Here is a 20,340-nt window from a genome sequence, read left to right as displayed (position 1 = left end):
CGGTTAGCGCAGGAGGGTGTTGATCAGCCGGGCTGCGACCTTGGCGGTGCGGCCATCGACGTCGAACTCCGGGTTCAGTTCCGCGACGTCAAGGTGCAGCAGCTTCCCGCTCGCGGCGACCTGCCGGCAGACGGCGCTGATCACCGGCAGCGGGACACCGTACGCGGCCGGGGCGCTGACGCCGGGCGCCACGGATGCCGGGAGCACGTCCAGGTCGATGGTCAGGTACAGGGCGTCCACCCGGTCCAGGAAACCCGCCACGAAGTCCTGCACAGCGTCCGGCGCGCAGTCCTCGTCCAGCAGGTAGTCCACCCCGAGTTCCGCGGCCGTCCGGAACAGCGCAGGGGTGTTGTTGGGCTCGGAAATTCCGACGACGGCGTACTGCAGTTCCCTGCCCGCGGCGGCTTCCGCCCGGGCCATCTGGAGGAACGGGGTTCCCGAGCTGGGCACCGGTTCATCGCGGAGGTCGAAGTGGGCGTCCAGGTTGAGCACGCCCAGCCGGACGCCGCCGCGGATGGCCGCGGAACCGGCGACGCCGAGGTAGCTGGCGAACGCGGTCTCGTGCCCGCCGCCCAGGACCACGGGCAGTGCACCGGCGTCGAGCAGCCCCGTGATGGCGCGGCCCGCCCGCTCCTGCCCGGCCTCCAGGGCGTCCCCGTCCACGGTGACGTCGCCGGCGTCGAGGACGTCCCGGTCCAGGTGGAAGGCCAGCGGGCCGAGGGCGGCACGGATGGCGGCCGGCGCGGCCGCTGCCCCGGTCCGGCCCTTGTTCCGGCGCACCCCGGCGTCGCTGCCGAAGCCGAGGATGACGGCCGGCCGCGCCGCGGCGAGCCGGTCCGCGGTGCAGGGCGACACTGCCTGCCACCAGCGGCGGTGTTCAGCGCCGTCGCCGTCGAACCTGCCTGTCCAGGGCTGCGGCGGGACATCAGTGAGGGGGGCGGCGGAAAGCATGCTCCAAGCTCACCGCAGCCGGGCCCGGAAAGCCAGCAGCGCCGCCGTCGGGGTGTCCGAAATCCCGGAAACCACGCTTAAACGCCGCCGAGTCGGCACTTCGCAGCGATGTTTTGGCGAAACACTGCTGCGAAGTACCAACTCGGCGGGCGGGAAGGCGGAAGCCGGGTCCTAGTGGATACCGAGCGCAGCCTCGATGGTGCCGATGCCGAAGAACAGCAGGAAGGCGGCGGCCACGGCCCACATCAGCGGGTGCACTTCGCGGGCACGGCCCTGGACCAGGCGGATGACGACGAAGGAGATGAACCCGGCGCCGAGACCGTTGGCGATCGAGTAGGTGAACGGCATCAGGGTGAAGGTCAGGAAGGCCGGGATCGCGATGCCCCAGTCCTGCCAGTCGATCTTGCCGACCTGGGAGACCATCATAAAACCGACGACGACGAGCGCCGGGGCCACGGCCTCGAACGGCACGAGGTTGATCAGCGGGGTGAAGAACATGGCAACCAGGAAAAGCAGGCCCGTGACGATCGAAGCCAGGCCGGTGCGGGCGCCTTCGCCGATGCCGGCGCCGGACTCAACGTAGATCTGGTTGGACGAAACGGACGCGCCGCCGCCTACGATCGCGCCGAGGGCGTCGATCTGCAGGACCCGGTCCACGTTGGGGATGTTGCCGTCCTTGTCGATGGTGCCGGCCTCGGTGGCCAGGCCGACCATGGTGCCCATGGCGTCGAAGAAGATGCTCAGCAGGATCACGAAGGCCAGCAGGGTCGCGGCCACCACACCGAGGTGCTCGAAGGCGCCGAACGGGTTGGCCTTGCCGATCAGGGAGAGGTCCGGGGCGGCCCACTCGGTGAACTTGGGCGCCACCAGGGACCAGCCCTGCGGGTTGAAGTTCTTGCCGTCGAAGCTGGGGCCGATGTGCAGGGTGAATTCAAGGATCACGGACAGGATGGTCGAGGTGATGATGCCGATCAGGATGGCGCCCTTGACCTTGCGGACCACCAGGGCGATGGTCAGGATCAGGCCCACCACAAACACCAGCGTGGGCCAGCCCAGGAGCTTGCCGTCAAAGCCGAGGCCCACCGGGACGGTGGTGCCCGCGACGTCGGGGATGCGGCGGACGAAGCCGGCGTTGACCAGGCCGATCAGGGCGATGAACAGGCCGATGCCCACCACGATCGCCGTTTTCAGCCCCTCCGGGACGGCCTTGAACACGGCGGTCCGGAAACCGGTCAGCACCAGGATCAGCATGGTGACGCCGGAGAGGACCACCAGGCCCATCATGTCCGGCCAGGTCAGGCCCGGGTTGGTGGCGACCGTGACGGCCACGAACGCGTTGACGCCCAGGCCGGTGGCCAGCGCGAAGGGGTGCTTGGCCCAGGCCCCCATGAGGATGGTCAGGATGCCGGCCACAAAGGCGGTCACGGCGGCCACGGCCGCGAAGCCCAGGGTTCCGCCGGACGAGTCCGGCCCGGAGAGGATCAACGGGTTCAGCACCACGATGTAGCTCATGGCGAAGAAGGTGGCGAACCCGCCGCGGATCTCGCGGGAGAAGTTCGACCCCCGCTCGGAAATCTTGAAATACCGGTCGAGTGCAGAGCCCTGCTTAAGCATTGGTCCTCCGGGAGGGAAAAGGGGTGTTAGCTAAATCCTATTAGGCGTGACGGCGCCCACCCGCCAAACTCGCCTAGTCTGTAAGGAAGCCAACACGAGGAGCGGGCCTGCCATGCGTTTCATCCGAAAACTTCCGGGCGCCCTGCTGGGCCTCCTTACGGTGGCGGTGGTCCTGCTGGGCACCGCACTGCTGGGTGCCGGTCCGGCGTCGGCCCACGACGCCGTTGAGTCGACCAGCCCGGCTGCGAACGCGACAGTTCCCGTTCCGCCGGCCGCGGTATCGCTGACGCTCAGCAACCATCCCCTGGCGCTCGGCACCCAGATCAAGGTCAACGACGCCGGCGGAACCAACTGGGCCGACGGCGCGGCGGAGATCGTGGACAACGTGGTCTCGCAGAAGCTCAGGTCGGGCGCTCCGGCCGGCGCCTACACCGTGCAGTGGCGGGTGGCCAGCTCGGACGGGCACCCGATCGACGGTACCTTCACGTTTACGGCCACCGCAGCGGCCGGAGGTTCGACGGCGGGAGCCGGAACTGCGGGCGGGTCGGTTCCGACCCTGGGCACCGCGCCCCCGGGCACCACCATCGCGCCCACGCAAGTGCCCGACGCCTCCCAACCCTTCCCCTGGAGCATCGTGCTGTTCGTCGCCGTGGCGGTCGGCATCCTGGTGACGCTGGGGCTGATGGCGAAGCGGCGCCTGAAGGACGGCGACGACGGCGAGGCTGACGCTGCCGGCGACGACGATGGGACGGACGTCAGCAGCAAAAGCTGACGGAGGCGCAGGGACGCCGATAGCAGCAGCTGGCGCCAGCGGGCGCCAGCCGGCGTCGGAAGAGTCGGTCTCTCAGGCCGGCAGGGCCAGCCCGCCGGACAGCAGCACCGGCATCCCCTCCGGGTGGACCTTCGCCGAAATCGCCTGCCCCACCAGCTTGGCCTGGCGCAGGGCTTCCTTCGGCGTCGGCGTAATCAGCTCGCCGACCCCCACGAGGTACATGCCCAGCGCGTGCATGGCGGCCATCAGGTTTTGTCCCGCGGCGACCCCGAGCTCGGCCAGCATGCGGCGCAACTGGCTGTGCGCGCAGCGGGTGAGGACCAGATGGTCCGCGTACAGGACGCCATTGGGGGTGCTCACGGCCCACTGCTGGGCCGGGCCCGGCAGCCCGGGCGCGTCGAAACCGGCGCCCTGGAACCCGCTGAATCCGTCCGCGGCGAATCCGCCGTCGGCCCCCAGATGGTCCAGCTGCAGGGCGCGGACGTTGCTGCGGATATCGAGGTTGTGGCTGGCAGCGTAGTTGCGCAGGTGCCGGAGGATCTCGTTGCGCTCGCGCAGGGACGCGGCGTCCGCGGCGTCGCACCGCTGCAGCGATGAGGTGTTGGCCGGATTCCCGGCCCCGAGCAGGTCCAGCCCGTCCACCACAATGGCGCCCACGCCGCGGCGTTGCAGCTCACTGGCGACCGCCAGACCGGACAGACCCGTACCGATGACCACAGTGTTGGTCCGCTCGATTCCGCCGCACACAGGCATGCTCGACACTCCGGGGTCCTCCTCGAAAAATGGGTCATCCCGGGCCAGTGCCCGGAACGCTTCTCCGCCAATCCGTCCGGTCGCGCTCCCGGGGAAGTCGGCGATCTGAAAGACGAATCTCGGTTCGGCAATGCCTCAGAGAATACCCAAGATTGTCGGCCGTGCCTAGGGGGTCATCAGACGTGCTTGTTTGCCCCGGAACCGCGCGGATTTTGCGGCCTCCCGCCGGGCGGCGGAGCCCCTCCGGCCCCGTATCCCCGCGTATGTGTGCCGGCAGCCGGCCGTGTAAACACCCGGTAAACCTTGCCCGTGCCCCCGGTGGCGCGCACGGCAGGACTGATCTGGCAGAATAGCCGCAACACAGCCACGTATCGCGAGGAGGCGGACCCCATGGCCCGAGAACAGGTGCATCCGGATCCGGTGGGCGATGCCCCCGGCGAGCGCCCCGCGCCCCGGGGAATCGTGGTCGGCGTCGACGGCTCGGACCACAGCCACTGCGCCCTGGTGTGGGCTGCCCGCGAAGCCGAGCGGCGCCGGCGGCCGCTGCACATTGTCACCGCATACTCCGTCCCGGTCTTCGCGGCATCCGGCCTGGACGGCGGCTACGCCACGGTGGACGACTCGGTGATCCGCGAGGGCGCAGAAGCCATCCTGAAGCAGGCACTCGACAAGGTGGCCCGCTACAACATTGAAGTCGACGCCTCGGTGGAAAACGGCGACGCCTCCGGGGTCCTGCTGGAGATGACCGAAACCGCCGAGCTGCTGGTCTTCGGCACCCGCGGCCGGGGCGGTTTTGTGGGCCGGCTGCTCGGTTCGGTCTCCAGCGCACTGCCCGCCCACGCCAAATGCCCCACGGTGACCGTGCCGCTGATCTGCGGTGACCGGCTGGGCGAGACCACTGACGACAAACACGTCCGGGCCGAGCGTGAGAAGTCCGGCCGGCAGCTCGTTGAAAACGTGGTGGTGGCGGGCGTCGACGGTTCCGAGCAGGCCCGGGTGGCGGTCCTCGAGGCCGCGGCCCAGGCCGAACGACTCAGCGCACCGCTGCGCCTGGTGTGCGCCGTCCCGCAGTACAGCGGCTCACTGGCCTGGGTTCCGGCCCCAATGGACCGCGAAGCCCTGTTCGCCGATATCCGGGTCCAGCTCGACGCGGGCGTCGCCTGGCTCAAGAGCCACTACCCGCGGCTGGAGGTCACCACCCAGCTGGTCGACGGGTCCCCGATCGACATCCTGGTCGAGGCCAGCCGGCACGCCGAGCTGGTTGTCGTGGGCACCCGCGGCCGCGGCGGCTTCGCCGGGATGCTCCTGGGATCCACCTCCGACGGCATCCTGCACCACGCCAAGGGCCCCGTGATGGTGGTCCCGGACCGGGAGGACCCGCGGCTGGCCGACAGGCCCAGCTTCGGACCCATGCTCGGGGACTAACAGCCCCGCACCCCGGGGCAGGCGCTTTCGCAGCGAAGGAAGGAGCGGCAGATGGGCCAGTCACCCGTTCCCGGCGGGCCGGGGCCGCAGCCCCGGCTGGTCCTCGGCCTGGAGCAGGCCGCACTGCTGCCGGAGGTCGGCGGCAAGGGCGCCAACCTCGGGGAAATGATCCGTGCCGGGCTCCCGGTCCCGGCGGGCTTCTGCCTGACCACCCGGGCGTACCGGCAGGCGACGTCGTCCGCCGGCCTGGACGCCGTCCACGCCGCACTGGCCGCGGCCGCCCCGGACGACCTCCCGGCGCTCGCCGCACTGGCCGCCGACGCCCGCGCCCTGGTCCTGGCCGCGGAGATCCCGGCCGATATTGCCGGGGCCGTCCGCGACGCCTACGCCGCGCTGGGACCGGACGCCGCCGTCGCCGTCCGGTCCTCGGCCACCGCCGAAGACCTTCCCTTCGCCAGTTTCGCCGGGCAGCAGGACACGTTCCTGAACGTTGTCGGGGCCGGCGATGTCCTGGCCGCCGTGCGGCGGTGCTGGGCCTCCCTCTGGACCGACCGCGCCGTGAGCTACCGCGCCACCCAACGGATCAGCCCGGACACGGTGTCGCTGGCCGTGGTGGTCCAGGCGATGGTAGACGCCACCGTGGCCGGCGTCCTGTTCACAGCCAACCCTGTCACCGGCCGCCGGCACGAGGCAGTGATCGAGGCCAGTCCGGGGCTCGGCGAGGCGGTGGTGTCCGGGGCCGTCAACCCGGACCACTTCGTCGTCGACAGTGCGACCCGCAGGATCCTGGAGCGCCGCATCGGCAGCAAGGGCGTGGCCATCCGGGCGCTGCCGGGCGGCGGCACCGAGCGGATCGTCCAGCCGGCCGCCGGCGCGGAACCGTGCATTGACGACGCCGGGCTGCTGGCGCTCGAGCTCTTGGGCCGCCGTGCGGAACTGCACTTCGGTGCCCCGCAGGACATCGAATGGGCAATCGATGACGCGGGCGGGGTGTGGCTGACGCAGTCACGGCCGATCACCACCCTGTATCCGCTGCCCGAGCGGGCCGCCGTCCACAACGGGACCCGCGTCTACTTGTGCTTCAGCCTGGCGCAGGGCCTGACCCGGCCGCTGACCCCCATGGGACTGGCGGGCTTCCGGCTGATCGCCGCGTCGGTGGCACGGGCCGCGCACTTTGAGGTGCCGGTACCCCACGACGGTCCGCCACCCTACGTCCAGGCCGGGCAGCGGCTGTTCTTTGACCTGACCGCGGTGGCGCGCAGCGGCGTCGGGCGGGCTATTGTTCCGCGGGTCTTTGACGTGATGGAGGCCCGTTCCGCCACGGTGCTGCGAGGCTTGTTCGATGACCCGCGGTTCTCGGTGACCAGCAGGTCCCCGTGGCGGCTGCTGCGGCACGTGGTCCCCGTGGCGGCGCGGGCCCGGATCCCGGAGTCCCTGCTCCGGGCGCTGTTCCGGCCGAATGCCGCGCTGCGCCGGGTGGAGGCGTTCGGTGAACGCTTCCGCGCCGCCCTGGTGGTTCCGGCCGGTTCGACGGCGGAGCAGCGGCTGGACCACGTGGAGCGCATCCTCGGCCGTGAATTGTTCCCGGTGGTGCCCAATATCCTGCCGGTGCCGGCGCTGGGCTTTGCCCTGCTGGCAGCCGCCGGGAAGCTGCTGGGCTCAGCCGCCGGGCCGGGGGCGCTGCAGCCGGTCCTGCGCGGGCTCCCGGACAACGTCACCACGGAGATGGACCTGGCCCTCTGGCACCTCGCCATGGCCATCCGGGAGGATGCCGCCGGGGCCGCCGTGTTCGCCGAGGCTTCTCCCGGCGCCGGGGTGCAGGAGCTCGCCCGGCGCTACCGCGAACACTCCCTGCCCGCCGTCGTGCAGTCCGGGCTGGCCGGTTTCCTGGGCCGTTACGGGCACCGGGCCGTGGCCGAGATAGACCTGGGGATGCCCCGCTGGTCCGACGACCCGGCGCACATCCTCGGCGTCCTGGCCAACTACCTGCGGCTGGAGGACCCGGACCAGGCCCCGGACCGGCAGTTCAGCAAGGCTGCGCGCGAGGCCGAGGCGCAGGTGGACCGCCTGGCCGCGGCTGCGGGAGAACGGAGCAGGCTGCGGGGTGCACTGGTGCGCGCTGCGCTCCGGCGCGTCCGGATGTTCGCCGGCCTGCGCGAACTCCCGAAATACCACATTGTTGAAGCGCTCGCCGCGGTGCGGGCGCAATTGCGGGCCATCGGCAGTGACCTGGCGGCGGCGGGCCGTATCGGGGCCACGGACGACGTCTTTTTCCTCGACCTGGTGGAGGTCCGGGCAGCACTCGCCGGAGAGGTGCTGTACCAGCTGGTGGCCCGGCGCCGTGAGGCCTACGACCACGAACTTGGCCGGCGGCACATCCCCCGGGTCCTTCTTTCGGACGGGACCGAACCCGAGGCCGTGCAGTCCGCCGCTGCCGGGGGAGCGGCAGGAGTACCCGGTGTGCTGACGGGCAGTCCTGCCTCGGCCGGCACGGTAAGCGGCGCCGCCCGCGTGATCCTCGAGCCTCTCGGGGCGCGGCTGGAGCCCGGCGAGATCCTCGTGGCCCCCTCCACCGACCCCGGCTGGACCCCGTTGTTCCTCACGGCCGGCGGGCTCGTGATGGAAATGGGCGGCCCCAACTCACACGGCGCCGTCGTCGCCCGGGAGTACGGCATCCCGGCCGTGGTGGGCGTCCCCGACGCCACCTCGCTGATCACAACCGGGCAACGCGTCACGGTCGACGGCGGCGCCGGAACCGTGGTCCCGGAGCCGCCGCCGGCCGCCGGCCGGCCCGCTGCGGGGCCGCCGGAGGAATCTGTCCGCTGACGGTCGCAGCCCCCCGTTCCGGGCGTACTGTTGATTTATGAGTTGCCATGTTGGAGTGCGGTCGTTATGACCCGCACCTGGTTGCGCTGGCTGCCGGCCGCAACCGTTCCTGCCGTGATCGCCGCCGGAGCGCTCGCCGGGTCCCTGCCCGCCAGCGCCGGGGATCCGTTGCCCGCCAAGACGCCGGAGCAGGTGCTCGCCCTGATCGCGCAGCACCGGGATGCGTCCTACTCGGGAACCCTGGAACAGACCTCCAGCCTGGGGCTCCCGGCACTTCCCCAATCCGGGCCGGGCACGGCAACTGCAGACACCGCGTGGCTGGAGCTGCTGACCGCACCGCACACCGCACGGGTCTACCGGGACGGGGCGGACAACGCCCGCATCCAGGTGATGGACCGGCTGGCCGAGCGCGACCTCGTCCGGCACGGGAACGACGTCTGGGTCTACAACTCCAAGGACAACACCGCCGAGCACGCGGTCCTTCCGGCCGGAGCCGGGACCCGGCACGCGCCGGGGAAGGACGCAATGCCCACCCCCGATGCGCTGGCGGCCAAGCTGCTTGCCAAACTGGACCGCAGCAGCGAGGTGACGGTCGGGCCGGACACCGAGGTGGCCGGGCGCGCGGCGTACCAGCTGGAGCTCAAACCCCGGTCACAGGTCACGTTGCTGGAATCCGTCGAGATCTCGGTGGACGGCCAAAACGGTATGCCGCTGGGCGTCGAGGTGACCTCCCGCGGGCAGTCGGAACCGGCGTTCAGCGTAGCCTTCACCAAATTGTCCCTGGATACCCCGGACCCGGCGCTCTTCCGGTTCAGCCCGCCCGCCGGCGCCACCGTCAAGGAGATCCCGGTCCCGGACCACAAGCCGGGAGCTACGAAGGACCGGTCCGGCGCGGCCGCGAAGGACCATAACAGGATGTCCAAAGAGCCCGCCAAACCGATGAAGAACCGGGCCAAAGTCACCGGCACCGGGTGGGAATCCGTCGTCGAACTGCCGGCCGGTGCCCTCGGAGCCGGCGCCAACGGGAACGGCGCCCCCGGATCCGGCGGTCCTGAGACGGGCGCCCCGGAAACCAGCGGACCGGGCGCGGCTGCATCCCTGCTGGCCAGGGCGGCGGTCCCAGTAGCCGGCGGCCGGCTGCTCTCCAGTGCGCTGGTGAACGTGCTGATCCTCGACGACGGCCGGGTGTTCGCCGGGTCCGTCCCGCTGGATCGGCTCCAGGCCGCGGCCGCCGCCCGGTGACCGCCGTCGCGCCATCCACCGAGCTGAGCATTGAAACCCGCGGCCTGAGCAAACGCTTCGGCCGGCAACTGGCAGTCGACGGCGTGGACCTCGCCGTCCCCAAAGGTTCCATCTTTGGTTTCCTGGGCCCCAACGGCTCGGGGAAAACCACCACCATCCGGATCATGCTGGGCCTGGCCGCGGCGTCGGGCGGCTCAGTGCGTGTCCTGGGCGAGGACATGCCGCGGCAGCTCCGCAGCGTCCTGCCCCGGGTCGGGGCGCTGGTGGAAGGTCCTGCCTTCTACCCTTTCCTCTCCGGGGCCGCCAACCTCGCCCGGTTCGACGCCGCTGACCCGGAAACCGCGGCGGGGACGCGCCGGGCCCGGGTGCGGTCGGCGCTGGAACGGGTGGGCCTGGCCCACGCGGCGGACAAAAAAGTCCGGGCATATTCGCTGGGCATGAAGCAGCGGCTGGGGATTGCCAACGCCCTGCTGGCGCCGCGGGAGCTGCTGGTGCTGGACGAGCCAACCAACGGCCTGGACCCGCAGGGCACTCGCGAGGTGCGCCACCTGGTGCGTTCCCTCGCCGCGGACGGGGCCACTGTCTTTGTCTCCAGCCACCTGCTCGCCGAGGTGGAACAGATCTGCACCCACGCGGCGATCATGAGCGCCGGCCGGCTGGTCGCCCAGGGCCCGCTGCCGGAACTCCGGCGTGCCGGGCGGGCCAGGATCCGCCTGCTCACCCCCGACCCCGGCGCTGCTGCCGGGGTACTGGCCGGCCTGGGATTGACCGCGGACGGTTGGAATCCCGACGGCGGGGGTTCCGGGGCGGTCGGCGAGGCGCTGACGGCGCCGCTGCCGGCCGGGCCCGGTGCGGGCCAGCCCGCGCCGGAGGAACTGGTGGCCGCCCTCGTGGCGGCCGGTGTCCGGGTGCGCGGCTTCACCGTGGAACAGGGCAGCCTGGAGGACCGCTTCGTCGAGCTGACGGGGGAGGGGTTCGACGTTGCCCAGTGAACCGTTGCCGGAACCGCTACCGGCACCCGCGCCTGCAGCAGTGCCAGCAGCGGCACCGGCTGGCCGCCGCACGCCGGGGCTGCGGCTGCTCGGCTCCGAGCTGGCCGTGCTCTTCCGCCGGCGCCGGACCTGGGCCATGCTGCTCGCCCTGGCTGCCATCCCCGTGCTGATTGCCCTGGCCGTCCGGCTTTCCTCAGCCGTGCCGCCCGGACGAGGCCCGGCTTTCCTGGACCGGATCAGCCAAAACGGCCTGTTCGTCGGCGTCACCGCCATGCTGGTGGCTGTTCCGTTGTTCCTGCCCCTCACCATCGGAGTGGTGGCGGGCGACACCCTGGCCGGCGAGGCCGGGCTCGGGACCCTCCGGTACCTGCTGGCTGCCCCGGCCGGGCGGGTCCGGCTGCTGGTGGTCAAGTATGCGGGCGCCGTCGTGTTCGCCGTCGTCGCGCCGTTGACCGTGGCCCTGGTCGGAGCCGGGATAGGGGCCGCACTGTTCCCGGTGGGGCCCGTGACCCTGCTGTCGGGGGACACCATCGGCGCCGCCGACGCCTTCGTGCGGCTGCTCCTGATCGCCGCCTACCTGGCCGTGTCCCTCGTGGGGCTCTCAGCGATCGGCCTGTTTATGTCCACCCTCACCGACGTGCCCGTCGGGGCGATGGCCGCCACGGTGGTGCTGGCCGTTGTGTCCCAGGTCGCGGACGCCCTGCCGCAGCTGGACTGGCTGCATCCGTGGCTCTTCAGCCACCGCTGGCTGGACTTCGGCGACCTGCTGCGCCTGCCGGTCGTGTGGGACTCGTTCGGGGCCAACGCACTGCTGCAGGGGGCATATCTGGCCGTGTTCGGCTCCCTCGCTTACGCCCGCTTCGCGACGAAGGACGTGCTCTCGTAGACGCACTGCCCGCCCACGGTTAGGACGGCCGTCGAAGAAGTCCCGGCGCGCTGGTCAGTACCGGGCGGCGTACGGGTACAGCTGCATCCCGGCCATGGACGCCAGGTCCGTCACGGTAATCCCGCTCTCCGGATTCAGCGCCTGGACCACCCGGCCCCCGCCAAGGTAGATGGCGACGTGGTAGAAGCCCGGCGCCGAGCCCCAGACCAGGAGGTCCCCGCGTTGGGCCGAGGACAGGGGTACTTTCACGGGCGCCTGCGCGAACTGCTCGGCAGCGGTGCGTGGCAGGCTCTTCCCGGCGGCCGCGAAGGCGTTCTGGACCAGGCCGGAGCAGTCAAAACCACGGGCGCCGGTCCCGCCGTAGAGGTAGAAGTACGGTGCGCCCACCTTGCCGAGGGCGGACGAAATGGCCACCTCGTTAGAGCCGCCCGGCGACGGCGCGGGAGCGGGGGCGGGGGCAGGAGCGGGAACAGGTGCAGGAGCAGGAGCGGGCGCGGGAGCGGGTGCAGGCGCGGGGGCCACGGGCGCCACGGGGGCCGGGGTAATTGCTGCGGGCGGCTGCGGCGCGGGGGCGGCCGGCCGGTCCGGGGCTGCCGGCGAGGAACCGGCCTGTGCCGGGGGTGCGTCCGGGGCGGATTGCCCGCCGGACGCGGGCGCGGCCGTCAGTGCGGCCAGTTGGGCCTGCTGGCGCTGCCGGTCCAGGGCGTCCACCCGTGCCGCCTCCAGGGCCACCGTGGTGTTGCGGAGCGTCGCCAGTTGGCTGACCAGGACCGTCCGCTGTGCCGCAGCGTCGGAGACCGCCTTCAGCCGGTCCGCGTCGGCGCGTTCGGCGTCGGCCTTGCGAGATTCCGCCGTACGGGCGGCGTCGTCGGCGGCCCGGTCAGCGTCGGCCGCTGCATCTTGCGCGGACTGTGCCGCGGCCGCAGCCGTCTCCGACTCCTGGAAAGCGCGGCTCCGGTTGGCTGCCAGGGCTTCCAGGGTTGCGGCCTGCTGGAGGGCCCGGCCGTCCCCGCCGACCAGGCTGTCCAGGGCAGGCGTCATACCGCCGTTGCGGTAGAGGTCCCCGGCCAGCTGGCCGACCAGTTTGCGTGCCTTGGCCTGCGCGGCTTCGGCGGCGGTGGCTTTTGCCTCGGCCAGCGCCGCGGCATCCCGGCGGACGCCGAGCTCCACGAGGGCATCCGCGTAGGCGTTGTTGGCAGCGAGCGAGGTCGCCAGGCCCGTCTCCTTGGCGGCGGAGGCTTCGGCCAGGATGCGGTCGATGCGGGTCACCTGGTCCGCCGTGGCGTGTTCATTGGATTTCGCGGCAGCGATGTCGCCCGGCGTGGGGAGATCCTCGGTAGCCGGCACCCGGATGGCGGAAACGGACGTCGCCGGCGAGGCCTGTGCGGGTATCGCCAGCGTACCAAGCAGTACGACGGCGGTGCCCAGGGCCGCAGCCCTGCCGCCGGGTCGGGTCCAAGCCATGGAAAACCTCGCTGCAGTCAGGCTGGAACGAGCGAGGTCTGAAATTGGCACATAAAAATGCCACCTCTGCGGATCGCCCAGCAGGCACGAGGCTACGTGCCAAATGCAACTTTGGCAACAAAGGTCACATCAGTAACATAAACAACAAGAATGTCATTTGGTCGGATTTGCGGCGGGCGTGTCGCCCGATCCGGCTGCAGAAGGAGCCCGGGGGCTAGCCCCAGCCGAGTTCGTGCAGGCGCTCGTCGCTGATGCCGAAATGGTGGGCGACCTCGTGGACCACGGTCACCGTCACCTCCTCGACCACGTCCTCGCGGGAGGCGCAGAGCTCCAGGATGGGCCGGCGGTAGATGGTGATCCGGTCCGGCAGCGAGCCGGCGTCCCACCAGGAGTCCCGCTCGGTCAGGGGCACCCCCTCATAGAGCCCCAGCAGCACCGTGTCCGGATCCTCCCCGGGCTGCGGGGTGTAGTCATCCTCGATGAAGACGGCCACGTTGGTCATGGTCCGGGCCAGTTCGTGCGGAATCCGGTCCAGGGCCTCGCCCACCGCGGTCTCGAACTCGTCCTCGGACATCGGGAACGGGCCGCCGCCGTCGTCCGTGGGGCCGCCGCCGCCGGGCACAATGGGCAAGCCGGGAGGCAGGGAGCCGGTCATCCCCACACTTTAGGCCCTGCTCCGCGAGCCCGCGGCGGGCCGGGAGCGGCGCCGGGTCAGGGCGACGCCGGCGAGGCAGATCACGCCGCCCACCAGGCCCCAGACAGTGGGAATTTCGCCGAGCACCAGCCAGGAGATCAGGATGGTGGTGCCCGGGACCAGATAGGTGGTGGCGGCCAGCCGGCCGGCGTCGATCAGCGAGAGGGCGTAGGCCCACGTGGTGAAGGCGATGGCGGTGGGGAAGACGCCCAAATAGACCAGCCCCAACGTTGCCGACAGGGGTGCGGCCTGCACTTCGGTGACGAGCTGTCCGCTGAAGGGCAGGCAGCAGACGGCGCCCACCATTATCCCCAACCAGGTGGCCTGGGCGGCGGGGAACTTGCGCAGGACAGGCTTCTGCACGATCACGCTGACCGCCGCGAGGGCTGCGGCGAGCAGGCACAGCAGCACTCCGGCGACATCCGCCGTCGAACGCTGGCCGGATCCCAGGGCAATAACCGCCACTCCGCCGAAGGCCACCAGGCTGCCGATGATCAGCCAGCGCGGGAAGCCTTCCTTCAGGATGATTCCGGCCATCACGGCGACGAGGATGGGGTTGACGTTGATCAGGAGGGCCGCGGTGCCCGCGTCGAGCATGTGCTCGGCGGCGTTGAGGGCCAGGTTGTAGCCGCCGAACCACATCACACCGTAGGCCAGGATGGGCCACCACTCGCGCCCCCGGGGCAGCACGGCGGACTTCCGGAACTGGGGCAGCACCACCAGGCCCAGGATGACGGCGGCGACTGCGAGCCGCCCGAGGGTCAAGGACCCGGGGGAGAAGCTGGGTCCGACTGCCCGGATGCCGACGAAGGCCGACGCCCAGAGCACCACCGTCACCACAACGGCTGCGATGCCGAGCCGGCTGATCTGTCCGGTCTTGATCGGGGCCGGAGATGTGGCCGGGGGTGCCGCATGTGAGGCTGCTTCGTGGGTGCTGTCCGGCTGGGAGTGGTCCGGGTGGGGGGTGCCTGTCTCGGCGGTTGTTGCCATGGTGCCAATCTAGCCGGTGGACGGACACCGGGGCTGGCGGAAATCGGTCAGGTCTAGTCGAGTTCCTGCCAAACCGCGGCGCCGGGCCTCCGGCTCAGCGGAGCGGACGTGCGGCGGCCTGGATCGCCGCCGCGACTTCGTCGAGTGCGGCCGAGCCGTGCCGCCACTGCTGCCAATGCAGCGGCACGTCCACATGGGCTGCAGGATCCAGCGACACGAGGGCGCCGTCCCGCAGTTCCTCGGCGGCTTCAATCTCGGGGAGCAGCCCCCACCCCATCCCCCAGCGGATGGCTTCGGCAAACTCATGGGCCGCCGGGACGAAGTGCCGGGGCGGCCGCGGGACCGGAGTGCCCACCGACCGCAGGTACCGGTCCTGGAGATCGTCCTTGCGGTCAAAGACCATCACGGGAGCCACGGCCAGGGTGTGCGCGGAAACCCCGTCGGGAAACCACCGGGCGGCGAAGTCCGGCGTGCAGACCGGCAGGTAGCGCATCACGCCGAGCCGCCGGGAGGAACAGCCGGGTGCGGCCTTCGCGGTGGTGGTGACAGCGGCTGCCGCGGCGCCGCTGCGGAGGAGTTCCAGGGAGTAATCCTGGTCCTCGCGGAGGATTTCGAGCTGGACCCGTCCCGCGACCGCCGCGAGCCCCGGAAGCGCCCAGGTGTGCAGGGAATCGCTGTTAATGACCAGTGTCAGGCGGACCAGCTGCGACCCGGCGCCCGGCTGCAGCTCCTCGGCGAGGTCAGCCGACAGCAGCTCCAGTTGCCGGGCGAACCGGACCACGGCCTGCCCGGACTCCGTGAGGCCGGGCGGACGCGCCCGCGTCAGCACCGGGCGGCCGACGGCGGCCACAAGGGCGCGGATCCGCTGGCTGACGGCCGACGGGGTGACGGAGAGGTGCTCGGCCGCGGCGTCGAAACTACCGAGCGCGACGATGGCCGCCAATGTCCGGGCCTGCTCGGGGGCGATATTGATCATTAGCTCATCTTATGTATGTGGAGAAACTTTAACTGGTTTCATTTTGGTGCGGGACCTACCGTGGACTGGTGATCGTTCCCCTGCTGTCCGGCCTCTCCGCCGGCCTGTCCCTCATTGTTGCCATCGGCGCGCAGAACGCTTTCGTCCTCCGCCAGGGGATCCAGCGTTCCCATGTGGCCCTGGTGGTGGCGGTCTGCGCCGTGTCCGACCTCGTGCTGATCGTCCTCGGCGTCGCCGGGATAGGAGTCCTGCTGGACCGGGCGCCGGCGGCCCTGGTGGTCATCCGGTGGGCCGGCGCGGCCTTCCTGCTGGCCTACGGGCTGCTGGCGGCACGGCGCGCGGTCCGCGGCGAACAGCTGGATCCGGAGAAAGGGAACAAGATCCTCAGCTGGGGCGCCGTGCTGGGCACCTGCCTGGCTTTCACATGGCTGAACCCGCACGTCTACCTCGACACCGTATTGCTGCTCGGTTCCCTCGCGGCCGCGCAGGGCGAGACGGGGCGCTGGTGGTTCGCCGCCGGGGCCGGGCTGGGCAGCATCGCCTGGTTCACCGCGCTCGGTGTGGGGGCGCGGTTCCTGACGGCCCTGTTCCGGCGCCGCACGGCATGGCGGGTGCTCGACGCCGGCATCGCCGTGGTGATGGTTACCCTCGCCGTCCTGCTGCTGACCTGAGCGCCGCTGCCGCCGCGGGCCGGCGGGTCAGTGCTCCCCGCGGGTCCACTGGAGGAGCCGGTCGACGGGCCAGGTGGTAATGATCCGCTCCGCCGGGACGCCGTTCCGGGCGGCCCGCTCCGCCCCGTATTGCAGAAAGTCCAGTTGGCCCGGAGCATGCGCGTCGCTGTCGATGCTGAACAGGCAGCCGGCGTCGAGGGCCAGCTGGATCAGCTCATCGGGAGGATCCTGCCGCTCCGGCCGTGCGTTGATCTCCACGGCCACGTGGTGCTCCGCGCACGCGGCAAACACCCGCTTCGCGTCGAACTCCGACGGCGGCCGGGTTCCGCGGCTGCCGTTCAGGAGCCGGCCCGTGCAGTGTCCCAGCACCTTGGTGTGCGGGTTCTCGATCCCGGCCAGCATCCGGCGGGTCATGGTTTTCCGGTCCGAGCGGAGCTTTGAGTGGACGCTGGCCACCACCACGTCCAGCCTGTCCAGTAGTTCCGGAGCCTGGTCGAGCGTCCCGTCTTCGAGGATGTCCACCTCGATCCCGGCCAGCAGGCGGGGCTGCGCCGGACCGGCAGGCGCAGCCTTGCTCCCGGCCGGCGCTGCCTGGCGGTGCTCCTCGATGGTGGCGATCAGCTCCAATTGCGCGGCGAGCCGCTCTTCGCTCAGGCCGTTGGCGATCCGGAGCGTGGGGGAATGATCGGTCAGGGCCACGTATTCGCGGCCCAACATCCGGGCCCCGTCCAGCATGGCCTCGACCGGCGAGCCGCCGTCGGACCAGTTGCTGTGCATATGCAGGTCCCCGCGCAGGTTCGCCAGCAGCTCCTGGCCGCCCGCGGCCAGGGGAGCGGCGCCGCGCTCGCGCAGGTCCGCCAGATAGTCGGGGACGCCGCCGTCGACCGCCTGGGCAATGACCGCGAACGTCCTGTTGCCGATGCCCTTCGTCCGCTTCAGCCGGCCGTCGGCCGTGCGGGCCGCCAACTCGGCGGGCGCCAGGCCGCCGATGAGTTCGGCCGCCTTCCGGAATGCCTGCACTTTGAAGGTGGTGGCGCGTTCACGTTCGAGCCAGAAGGCGATCTCGTTGAGGGCAGCAGTGGCGTCCATCCGACCATCAATTGCACAGCCACAGTGGCTGTGTCCAGAGCCTATTCCCGGGAGGAGGGAGGGATTTTGGAGATTCCGGAACTTGGCCCTATAGTTTTATAGGTCCAGTTCGGAGGAACCCGAAGGGAACAAAAACGGCAGGCTTCGGCCCTACATTTTGCCCTTGTTCACGCGGTTTTACCGGATGGCGTCCTGGCCCCCATCGTCTAGCGGCCTAGGACACCGCCCTTTCACGGCGGCGGCACGGGTTCGAATCCCGTTGGGGGTACGCAAGGAAACTGGTCAAGCCGGATGAAAAAGTCTGGTAGGCTAAAGGCCTTGAAAAATTGCGGAAGCGATTCCGCAAGATGCAAGAAACAGCAGGAAAACGTAGTAAAAGTAAGGCCCTGTAGCGCAGTTGGTTAGCGCGCCGCCCTGTCACGGCGGAGGTCGCGGGTTCAAGTCCCGTCAGGGTCGCTCTGATTGCCAGAAGAAATTCCGGCCGTCAAGGTGACATGTCACCTAGGCTCTGTAGCTCAGTTGGTAGAGCGTTCGACTGAAAATCGAAAGGTCACCGGATCGACGCCGGTCGGAGCCACCAGCTAGAACCCCGCAGTTCCCAGTGTTTACACGGGAACGGCGGGGTTTTTTCGTTGTCTCGCGTCCTGTCTCCCGCACAAACCCCCGGTGAAATCAGGTGCTACTTGTCCGGGGGAGCGGGAGGAAGGTCTCGCCTCGGTCCTTCATGAGGGCCAGGGCGTGCGTGAGCCCGGCGGCGGTGCCACCGGCGGGGTGGTTGCCGTGGGCGATGACAATGTCACCCGCCCGTGCCCGGGATATCTCGCGAGTGACCGTCGCGGCGGGAAATGTGGCGCCGGCGTCGCCGTTGATGCTGAATCCGACCGGGACGACGCCCAGGGAACGGACGATTGCGGCGGAGACCTCGTCGGGGTTCCTGGTGCCCCGGATCCCGTATGCGCTCCTAGCTGTGACGGACAGGGGGCGGTGGGCGGTTCCGTGGTTGGCGAGTTCGAAGAGCGGGCCAGCGGCCAGGTCCTGGGCCAGCGCCTGGTTGGCGGTGATCCACCGGGAGTTCAGGAACAAGGTGGCCGGGATCTCCTGCTGCCGCAGGACGGACAGGAGGGCCAGGTCCGCTCCAGTGCCGTTTATCCCGCCGCAAAAATCGAACGTCAGCGCCACCCCGGCGGTTGCCGGGGGCAGCCGGGTCAGCACCCCGGGCGCTTCCAGTCCCCAGTACGTCGCGGCGTGGCCGGCGGACGCCGCCGTCACCTGGTTCCGGGTCAACATCGGTCCCGGCCGCGCAGGGAGGTCCGCCGGAGACCGATCCGACGGTGCAGCGGTTGGGGAGGGAGTGCCGATGTGGGCCGCGGCCGCGGCTCTCTTGCCCGGGGTATCAACCCGCGGCGGTCCCGCCCGGCGGGGTACGTCCGGTCCGGCCGTCCCGGTTCCTTGGCGATCAGGGGCGCAGCCGGTCAGTGCCAGGGCGGCGGCGGTCAAAATGAATGACCTCCGGTCCGGAGTCCATGCCACAGCAAATGGTCCGATCTCTTCACAGTGAAAACCAGCGGGGAAGCTGGCCGCGCCAGGAATTTGGCACGGAACCGCTGGCCCCGGTGAAGAGTCCCGCCTGAGGCTAAGGGTACGACTCCTCAGCGGGTCTGATGCCCCGCCAATCCGTGCCGCGCCTATTTTTTAGGCCCGGCTGCCCGGGCATGCCCCCGTGCTTCAAGGCGGCCACGTCGTTCACCTTGGGCCAGCCGCCGCCGGCCGTGTTGTTACGATCGGGCTGACCGTAACGACCAGCGGTGTTCTCCTGAGAGCGGGTTTCCGTGAAGGCCAACCACTACGACAACTTCGCCGAGCGCTACGCGGCCGAGAATGACTCCAGCCTCCTGAACGCCTACTACGAGCGGCCGGCGATGCTGGCCCTCGCCGGCGATGTCGACGGCCGCCGGATCCTGGACGCCGGGTGCGGCTCCGGGCCCCTCTCGGCTGCCCTCAGTGCCAGGGGCGCGGCCGTCACCGGCTTCGACGCCAGCCCGGCGATGCTCGAGCTTGCGCGGCAGCGGTTGGGGGCGGCCGCGGACCTCCACGTGGCCGACCTCGGCGGGCCGCTTCCGTTCCCCGATAACTCTTTCGACGACGTCGTCTGTTCCCTGGTGCTGCATTACCTCGAGGACTGGTCGGCGCCCCTCGAAGACCTCCGGCGTGTGCTGAAGCCCGGCGGCCGCCTGATCCTGTCGGTCAACCACCCCACGGTCACCGTCGTCACCCAACCGGCCGAAGACTATTTCGCCATCCGGCAGTACTCCGAGGACTACGAGTTCGACGGCGAACCGGCGGTCCTGACCTTCTGGCACCGCCCGCTGCACGCGATGTTCAGCGCGTTCACGGCGGCCGGCTACCGCGTGGCCGCCGTCAGCGAACCAGAGCCGGTTCCGGACACGCCCAAAGAGCTCCTTCCGCCGCGCATCCTGAGCGGTGAGAAGTCGGCATTCCTGTCCTTCATCTTCTTCGTCCTCGAAGCCACCTGACAGCAGGTGAAAGTGTGGTCAGCCGGCGGCGCCGTGGTTATGCGTCGATCCGGCGGATTTCGATCGGCCACAGTTCTGCCTCCCCGAGCTTGGCCGCGATTTCCACCGCCCGGTCCATGTCCACGCAGTCCACGATGTAGTACCCGGCCAGGAATTCCTTGGTCTCCACAAAGGGCCCGTCGGTGACTGTGGGCCGGCCGCCGTCCGAGGAGACAAACTTCGCCTCCTCGCTAAGCTCATGGGCCGTCACGAATTCGCCCGAGGCCCTGAGTTCCTGCTGCAGCGTGGTGTGGGCCTGCATGATCGCGTTGATCCGGGCCTCGGGGAGCGCGTTCCAGGTGTCGGCATTGTTCGGGATCAAGAGCAGGTGTTTCATTTCTCTCCTTCTTGGCGGTCGCTACACCAGTACGACGCCCGGGACACCGTCAAAACGACAGGCGGCGGCGAATTTTTTCCCACGC

18 protein-coding genes and 3 tRNA genes are annotated in these 20,340 nt (G+C 70.3%); 11 read left to right on the top strand and 10 right to left on the bottom strand.

Features of this window, described 5'->3' with window-relative positions; translation table 11 throughout:
* Nucleotides 1-3 precede the first annotated feature (3 nt).
* Nucleotides 4-951, bottom strand: a complete 948-nt coding sequence (hutG, locus tag AC1DBE_RS07610; RefSeq protein WP_476970145.1) for a formimidoylglutamase — start codon at nt 949-951, stop codon at nt 4-6.
* 171 nt (nt 952-1,122) lie between these two features.
* Nucleotides 1,123-2,565 carry an NCS2 family permease gene (locus AC1DBE_RS07605; RefSeq protein WP_476903527.1) on the bottom strand — a complete coding sequence of 481 codons (1,443 nt, stop codon included), beginning with the start codon at nt 2,563-2,565 and terminating at the stop codon, nt 1,123-1,125.
* Nucleotides 2,566-2,677: 112 nt separating this feature from the next.
* On the opposite strand from AC1DBE_RS07605, the gene AC1DBE_RS07600 reads away from it, so the two are divergent.
* Entirely contained in the window at nt 2,678-3,337 is a 660-nt protein-coding gene (locus tag AC1DBE_RS07600) for a copper resistance CopC family protein (protein WP_476970144.1), read from the top strand.
* A gap of 72 nt (nt 3,338-3,409) precedes the next feature.
* Here the strand turns inward: AC1DBE_RS07600 and AC1DBE_RS07595 are convergent, their stop codons facing one another.
* Nucleotides 3,410-4,090: an FAD-binding protein gene (locus AC1DBE_RS07595; RefSeq protein WP_476970220.1), complete on the bottom strand. Its 681-nt coding sequence runs from the start codon at nt 4,088-4,090 to the stop codon at nt 3,410-3,412.
* 390 nt (nt 4,091-4,480) lie between these two features.
* On the opposite strand from AC1DBE_RS07595, the gene AC1DBE_RS07590 reads away from it, so the two are divergent.
* The 5 genes from AC1DBE_RS07590 (at nt 4,481) to AC1DBE_RS07570 (ending at nt 11,461) form a co-directional block, all read left to right on the top strand.
* Complete coding sequence (locus AC1DBE_RS07590) at nt 4,481-5,515, top strand: universal stress protein (RefSeq protein ID WP_476970143.1); 1,035 nt, start codon at nt 4,481-4,483, stop codon at nt 5,513-5,515.
* 51 nt (nt 5,516-5,566) lie between these two features.
* On the top strand, nt 5,567-8,341 hold the full coding sequence (locus tag AC1DBE_RS07585; protein ID WP_476970142.1) for a PEP/pyruvate-binding domain-containing protein: 2,775 nt from the start codon (nt 5,567-5,569) through the stop codon (nt 8,339-8,341).
* A 66-nt stretch (nt 8,342-8,407) separates the two neighbouring features.
* Nucleotides 8,408-9,583, top strand: coding sequence for a LolA family protein (locus AC1DBE_RS07580; protein ID WP_476970141.1), 1,176 nt, complete (start codon nt 8,408-8,410; stop codon nt 9,581-9,583).
* Nucleotides 9,580-10,575, top strand: a complete 996-nt coding sequence (locus tag AC1DBE_RS07575; protein WP_476970140.1) for an ABC transporter ATP-binding protein — start codon at nt 9,580-9,582, stop codon at nt 10,573-10,575. The genes AC1DBE_RS07580 and AC1DBE_RS07575 overlap by 4 nt, the downstream gene beginning before the upstream one ends.
* Before the next feature lie 40 nt (nt 10,576-10,615).
* On the top strand, nt 10,616-11,461 hold the full coding sequence (locus AC1DBE_RS07570; RefSeq protein ID WP_476878141.1) for an ABC transporter permease: 846 nt from the start codon (nt 10,616-10,618) through the stop codon (nt 11,459-11,461).
* Between the two features lie 54 nt (nt 11,462-11,515).
* Here the strand turns inward: AC1DBE_RS07570 and AC1DBE_RS07565 are convergent, their stop codons facing one another.
* The 4 genes from AC1DBE_RS07565 to AC1DBE_RS07550 all read right to left on the bottom strand — a co-directional run bounded on the left by AC1DBE_RS07565 (nt 11,516) and on the right by AC1DBE_RS07550 (nt 15,585).
* Entirely contained in the window at nt 11,516-12,925 is a 1,410-nt protein-coding gene (locus tag AC1DBE_RS07565; RefSeq protein WP_476970139.1) for a C40 family peptidase, read from the bottom strand.
* Nucleotides 12,926-13,139: 214 nt separating this feature from the next.
* Nucleotides 13,140-13,580, bottom strand: coding sequence for a metallopeptidase family protein (locus AC1DBE_RS07560; protein WP_476970138.1), 441 nt, complete (start codon nt 13,578-13,580; stop codon nt 13,140-13,142).
* Nucleotides 13,581-13,589: 9 nt separating this feature from the next.
* The gene (locus tag AC1DBE_RS07555) at nt 13,590-14,609 is read right to left on the bottom strand and encodes a DMT family transporter (protein ID WP_476970137.1); all 1,020 of its coding nucleotides are present in this window, start codon (nt 14,607-14,609) and stop codon (nt 13,590-13,592) included.
* A gap of 94 nt (nt 14,610-14,703) precedes the next feature.
* Nucleotides 14,704-15,585 (bottom strand): ArgP/LysG family DNA-binding transcriptional regulator, encoded by an 882-nt coding sequence (locus AC1DBE_RS07550; RefSeq protein ID WP_476970136.1) that lies wholly within the window; start codon nt 15,583-15,585, stop codon nt 14,704-14,706.
* A gap of 68 nt (nt 15,586-15,653) precedes the next feature.
* On the opposite strand from AC1DBE_RS07550, the gene AC1DBE_RS07545 reads away from it, so the two are divergent.
* Complete coding sequence (locus AC1DBE_RS07545; protein WP_476970135.1) at nt 15,654-16,256, top strand: LysE/ArgO family amino acid transporter; 603 nt, start codon at nt 15,654-15,656, stop codon at nt 16,254-16,256.
* A 27-nt stretch (nt 16,257-16,283) separates the two neighbouring features.
* On the opposite strand, the gene AC1DBE_RS07540 is transcribed toward AC1DBE_RS07545, so the two are convergent.
* The gene (locus tag AC1DBE_RS07540; RefSeq protein ID WP_476970134.1) at nt 16,284-17,345 is read right to left on the bottom strand and encodes a PHP domain-containing protein; all 1,062 of its coding nucleotides are present in this window, start codon (nt 17,343-17,345) and stop codon (nt 16,284-16,286) included.
* 195 nt (nt 17,346-17,540) lie between these two features.
* Here AC1DBE_RS07540 and AC1DBE_RS07535 point away from each other — a divergent pair.
* The 3 genes from AC1DBE_RS07535 to AC1DBE_RS07525 all read left to right on the top strand — a co-directional run bounded on the left by AC1DBE_RS07535 (nt 17,541) and on the right by AC1DBE_RS07525 (nt 17,925).
* Nucleotides 17,541-17,613 (top strand) — tRNA-Glu (locus tag AC1DBE_RS07535).
* 114 nt (nt 17,614-17,727) lie between these two features.
* Nucleotides 17,728-17,801, top strand: a tRNA-Asp gene (locus tag AC1DBE_RS07530).
* Nucleotides 17,802-17,849: 48 nt separating this feature from the next.
* A tRNA-Phe gene (locus AC1DBE_RS07525) sits at nt 17,850-17,925 on the top strand.
* 92 nt (nt 17,926-18,017) lie between these two features.
* Here AC1DBE_RS07525 and AC1DBE_RS07520 read toward each other — a convergent pair.
* Nucleotides 18,018-18,629, bottom strand: coding sequence for a polysaccharide deacetylase family protein (locus AC1DBE_RS07520; protein WP_476970133.1), 612 nt, complete (start codon nt 18,627-18,629; stop codon nt 18,018-18,020).
* Nucleotides 18,630-19,174: 545 nt separating this feature from the next.
* Here AC1DBE_RS07520 and AC1DBE_RS07515 point away from each other — a divergent pair.
* Nucleotides 19,175-19,879, top strand: a complete 705-nt coding sequence (locus AC1DBE_RS07515; RefSeq protein ID WP_476880287.1) for a class I SAM-dependent methyltransferase — start codon at nt 19,175-19,177, stop codon at nt 19,877-19,879.
* A 37-nt stretch (nt 19,880-19,916) separates the two neighbouring features.
* Here the strand turns inward: AC1DBE_RS07515 and AC1DBE_RS07510 are convergent, their stop codons facing one another.
* Nucleotides 19,917-20,255, bottom strand: a complete 339-nt coding sequence (locus AC1DBE_RS07510) for a YciI family protein (protein WP_476970132.1) — start codon at nt 20,253-20,255, stop codon at nt 19,917-19,919.
* Nucleotides 20,256-20,340: the final 85 nt, after the last annotated feature.

The sequence above is a fragment of the Arthrobacter sp. 10T416 genome (genome assembly GCF_056394165.1).
The sequence above is the reverse complement of the archived record's forward strand: the minus strand, read 5'-3'. Positions and strand labels throughout refer to the sequence as shown.